This window comes from Pseudomonas sp. Irchel 3E13 (assembly GCF_900187455.1).
Taxonomy (GTDB): Bacteria; Pseudomonadota; Gammaproteobacteria; order Pseudomonadales; family Pseudomonadaceae; genus Aquipseudomonas.
In genome coordinates this window covers 1-5,280 of record NZ_FYDX01000038.1, presented here as the reverse complement: position 1 = coordinate 5,280, position 5,280 = coordinate 1, and the positions used below count along the sequence as shown (strand labels likewise).

Sequence of the window (5,280 nt, the reverse complement as noted above, 5' to 3'; positions counted from 1 at the left end):
TCAGGCCGTTGTTGGTCAGGCTGCCGCCGTAGCTGAACAGTTGGTAGACGCCGATGCCGAAGCCGCCGGCATTGCTGATGTTGAGCAGGCCGTCGAGGGTCAGGTTGCCGTTGGATTGGACCAGGGTGGTGCCGCTGCCCGGTGCGCCCAGGGCGAAGTTGAGGTTGCTGGTGGAGGCCAGCGACAGGCCGCCGACGGTCAGTGGCGCGGTGGCGCTGGCGATGTTCAGGTTGGCGCCGTCGGCCAGGCTGACCTGGCCGGCGATGCTGCCGCTGCCGCCGAGGCTGGCGCCGCTGGCGACCTGCACGTTGGCGCTGGCGAAGCTGCCGTTGACGGTGAGGCCGCCGGCGTTGACCGCGGTGGTGCCGGTGTAGGTGCTGGTGCCGGTGAGCAGCAGGTGGCCGTTGCCGTTCTTGATCAGCGCGCCGTTGCCGCTGAGTGCGCCGCTCAGGGTCAGGTCGTGGCTGCCGTCGAGGGTCAGTTGCTGCGCGACGGCGATGGCGTTGCCCACTTGCAGATCCGCCGTGGTGTCCAGGCGGGTGTTGCCGAGGACCGTCAGTGCGCCGGTGCCCAGCGCGGCGTTGTGGCCGAGGGTCAGGCTGCCGGCGTTGAGCAGGGTGCCGCCGCTGTAGCTGTTGTTGCCGCTCAGGGTCAGGTTGGCGTTGCCGTTCTTCGCCAGGGCGCCGGCGCCGCCGAGGGTGCCGGTGAGGCTCAGGTCGTTGCTGCCGGCGAGGATCAGGCCGCCGTTGAGGGTCACGGCGTTGCCGAGGGTCACCGCGCGGTTGCTGTCCAGGGTGGTCAGGTCGGCGGTGGTCAGGGTGCCGCTGCCGAGGGCCGCGTTGCTGCCGACGACCAGGGTGCCGCCGTTGAGCTGGGTGCCGCCGCTGTAGCTGTTGCTGCCGTTCAGCACCAGGGTGCCGGCTTCGAGTTTGTTCAGGGTAGCGCTGCCGGTCAGGTTGACATCGACTGTGGCGCTGTTGCCGCTGCCCACGCGCACGCCGGCATAGCCGGTGGAGCCGTTGATCAGGTTCAGCTCGCCCGCGGTGCCCGCGACCAGGGTGTAGCCGTCGGTGAGGAACTGCAGGCCGGTGGTGGTCTGGGTGCCTTCGACGGTGACGGTGCCGGTGTTGCCCTGGAACACGGCGAAGCCGTCGTTCCAGTTCTGGTTGAAGTTGCCGCTGGCGTTGGTCCAGTTGTTGCCGGTTCCGCCCCAGGTGCCGTTGCCGCCACTGATGGCGCCCGTGCCGCCGCCGCTGCCGTCCCAGAACAACACGCTGCCCGCAGCGCCGCCGACCAGCAGGTTGACCTGATTGTTGACGCTGGTTTGCACTTCCAGGTCGCCCGCTACCAGGCCGCCCGGGATCGTGCCGATCGCCAGGCCGTTGTCGGTGAGGCTGCCGGTGTAGTCGATCAGGCGGTACACGCCGAGGCCGAAGCCGCCGGCGTCGGTGACGTTGAGCTTGCCGTCGAGCACCAGGTTGCCGTTGACCTTGAGCATCCCGGCCTGGCCCGCGACCGCAGCGCCGAGGAAGGCGTCGAGGTTGGAGTCGTTGTTGAGGGTCAAGGCGCCGGTGGTCAGGGTGTGACCGCTCAGGAGCTGCACGTGGCCGCCGTCGGCGATGGTTACGGCGGCGTCGATGCGGGCGTTGCCGCTCACTCCCGCGCCGTTGGCGACGGTCAGCGCAGAGGTGCTGAGCACGCCCTGGCCGGTGACGGACAGGGTGCCTTCGCTCACCGTGGTGGCGCCGCTGATGCTGCTGACGCCGGACAGGGTCAGGATGCCGAGACCGGCCTTGTTCAGGCCGCCGGTGCCGCTGATGGCGCCGGCGTAATTACCGCCGGCCACGGTCAGCACGCTGTTGTTTTCCAGGGCGATGGCGCCCTGCCCGCTGAGCAGGCCCACCGCGCTGCTGGCACCGACGCCGAGGGTGCCGGCGGTGCTGATGTCGATCGCCGGGGTGCCGGTGGTCGTGCTGCCCAACAGGTTGAGGCGGCCATTGTCGATGCGGTAGCTGCCGCTGAAATCGTTGTTGCCCGTCAGGTCGACGGTGCCGACACCTTGCTTGATCAGGGTGCCGTTGCCGCTGATACGCCCGCTCAGGAGAAGAGGATCGGCGTTGCCCACGGTCAGGCTGCTGGCCAGTTCGATGCGGTTCTTCAGCTCGGAAACACCGGCGGTGAGTACGGTGCTGGCGCCGTTGACCGCGAGCACGCTGCTGCCCAGTGCCTTGTTGTGGCCCAGCACCAGGGTGCCGCCGTTCAGCACGGTGCTGCCCTGGTAGCTGTTGTTGCCATCGAGCCTCAGCGCGTTGGCGCCGTTCTTGATCAGCCCGCCATTGCCATTGATCTGCCCGGTCAGGGTCAGGTCATTGCTGCCGGCCAGGGTCAGGTCGCCATCGAGAATCACGGTGTTGCCGGCGCTGACAGCGGTGTTGTTGTCCAGCGTGGTGCCAGCGCTGACGCGCAGGCTGCCGGTGCCGAGTGCGGCGTTGTTGCCCAGCACCAGGGTGCCCGCGCTCAGGAGGGTACCGCCGCTGTAGGTATTGGCGCCATTGAGCACCAGGGTGCCGCTGTCCAGTTTGTTCAGGATGCCGCTGCCGCCCAGACCCACGTCCAGCGTTGCGGTCTTGCCGGTGTCGACGCGCACGGCGCTGTAGCCGCTGGTGCCGTTGACCAGTTGCAGCGTGTCCGCGGCGCCGCCCTCCAGGCTGTAGCCATCGGTCAGGAATTGCAGGCCAGTGACGCTTTGAGTGCCGTCAACGGTGACGGTGCCCGCCGTGCCCTGGAACACCGCGAAGGAACTGTTCCAGGCGCCGTTGAGGCCGGCGTTGGTGGTGGTCCAGTTGCTGGTGATGCTGTTCCAGGTGCCGCTGCCGCCTTCGACGGTGCCATTGCCGGTCAGTTGGCTGCCGTCCCAGAAACGGATATCGGCCGAGCCACCCACCACCAGGTTGATCTGGTTGGCGACGCTGCTCTGCAGTTCCAGTTCGTTGGCCGGAACGCCTATCGGCAGCCCGTTGAGTTGCAGGCCGTTGTCAATCAGCAAGCCGCCGTAATCGAACAGGCGGTACACGCCGATGCCGAAACCGCCGGTGTCGGTAATATTGAGTTTGCCGTCGAGGGTCAGGTTGCCGGTGACATTGGCCAGGCCTGCCGCGCCGGCCGTGGCAGTGCCCAGTGCGACGTCGAGGTTGGAGGTGTCGTTCAGCACCAGCGAACCGAGGGTCAGCACCGAACCGCCGGCCAGGCCGAGGTGGCCGCCGTTGGCGACGGTCACGGCACCACCCACTGCGCCGCTGCCGGCCAGGGTTGCGCCGTTCTCGACCGAGACACTGCCGCCGCCCAGATTGCCATTGACCCGCAAGGTGCCGCCGGCAACGGTGGTCGCCCCGGCCAGGTTGCTGTTGCCGCTGAGCAGCAGTGTGCCGCTGCCATTCTTGTAGAGCGTGCCGTTTCCGCTCAGGGCGCCACTGAAGGTGCCCTCGTCAACCCGGAATTCGCCCGCATCGAGCTGCACGTTGCCGGCGCCGTTGAGCTGGCCAGTGGCAGCACCCGCGATCAGTTGCAGGATGGCGCCAGACGCGACATTGATCGCGCTCGGCTCGCCCAGCGTGACGGCGGTGTTGCTGATCAGGCGACCGCCATTGATGTTGTAGATGCCGTAGAACCCGTTGCCGCCGTTGAGGGTCATGGTGCCGGTGCCGGCCTTGGTCAGGCTGCCCATGCCGGTAACGGAACCGTCCAGGGTCAGGTTGTTGCTGCCCTGTACGGTCAGGTCGCCGCTGATGGCGACGTCGTTGCCGACGGTCAAGGCGCTGCTGCTTTCCAGCGCGGCGGTCCCGGCGACATCCAGCCGGCCAGCGCCCAGGGCGTTGGCATTGCCCAGCACCAGGGTGCCGGCGTTCAAGGTGGTATTGCCCTGGAACAGGTTGTTGCCGCTCAAGGTCAGCTTGCCGCTGCCGTCCTTGACCAGCCCGCCGGCGCCGGACACCACGCCGCCAAGGGTCAGGTCGTTACTGCCGACCACGGTGAGTTCACTGTTGAGCGTGACGGCATTGCTGACTGCGATATTCGCCGCCGCCTGCAGGCTGGACGCGCCGCCGACCGTCAGCGTGGTGTTGCCCAGCGAGGTGTTCTGGCCCAGGCGCAAGGTGCCCTGGTTCAGTGTGACCGTGCCGTTCAGGGTGTTGGCGCCGGTCAGGTTCAGCGCACTGCCGCCATTCTTGATCAGGTTGCCGGAGCCAGAGACGATGCCGGTCAGGGACATGTCGCGGGTGCCGAGAACGGTCAGGTCGCCGCTGATCAGTACGTTGTTGCCAATCAGCGCGCCCGGCAGGCTGCTGTCGAGCGTGGTGCCGTTGGCCGTGTTCAGCCCGCCCGCGCCCAGCGCGCTGCTGCTGCCCAGTACCAGGCCACCGGCGTTGAGCCAGATATTGCCCAGTTGAGAGTTGTTGCCATTGAGCGCCAGGGTGCCGGTCCCGATCTTGAGCAGACCGCCGGCGCCGCTGACGGCGCCGTTCAGGGTCAGGGTGGTGCCAGCGTCGACCTGAATGTTGGACACGCCGGAGAACACCATGCCATTGCTCAATTGCACATCGCTGATGTCGGTGCGCAGGTAAGTGCCGGAGGCAAGGCTCAGGGCGCTGCTACCCAGCGCGCTGTTATTGCGCAGCACCAGGGTGCCGGCGCTGAGGGAGGTGCCACCGGTGTAGCTGTTGCTACCGGCGAGGACCAGGGTGCCTGTACCGCTTTTCTGCAGTTTGCCGGTGCCGCCGACAGGCGCTTCGATCAGCGCCGTGACGCCGTTGTCGACAGTGAACAGCGCCGAACCACCCGTGCCGTTGATCAGGTTCAGGCTGCCTGCCGTCCCTGCGGTCAACGCGTAGCCGTCGGTCTTGAATTGCAGGGCGCTGACGTTCTGCGAACCTTCGATGACCACCGTGCCCGAGGCTGCCTGGAACACTGCCGAGACACCTGTCCAGACACCGTTGATGGCCCCGCCGGACTTGGTCCAGTTGGTATTGGTCGCGTTCCAGACGCCGCTGCCACCCTCGATGGTGCCGTTGGCGACCGAGGTGTTGCCGTCCCAATACTGGTTGCTCAGGGCCGGCGAGTTGACGACGATGTTGGCCGTCTTGGCCACGTTGTCCATCGACAGGGTGATCTGCCCGAGCACCACATCCGCCGGGAAGATGCCCGGGTTGGCACCGCCGTAGTTCAGGGTGCCGGTGTAGTTGATCAGGCGGTAAGTGCCGTTGGCCAGGCCACCGGCATCGCTGA

At 67.3% G+C, this 5,280-nt stretch carries 1 protein-coding gene; it reads right to left on the bottom strand.

Annotation, left to right across the window (positions count from 1 at the left end):
- Positions 1–5,280 (bottom strand): autotransporter-associated beta strand repeat-containing protein (locus CKW37_RS32185; protein WP_177454512.1); only part of this gene is annotated, 5,280 nt, incomplete at both ends.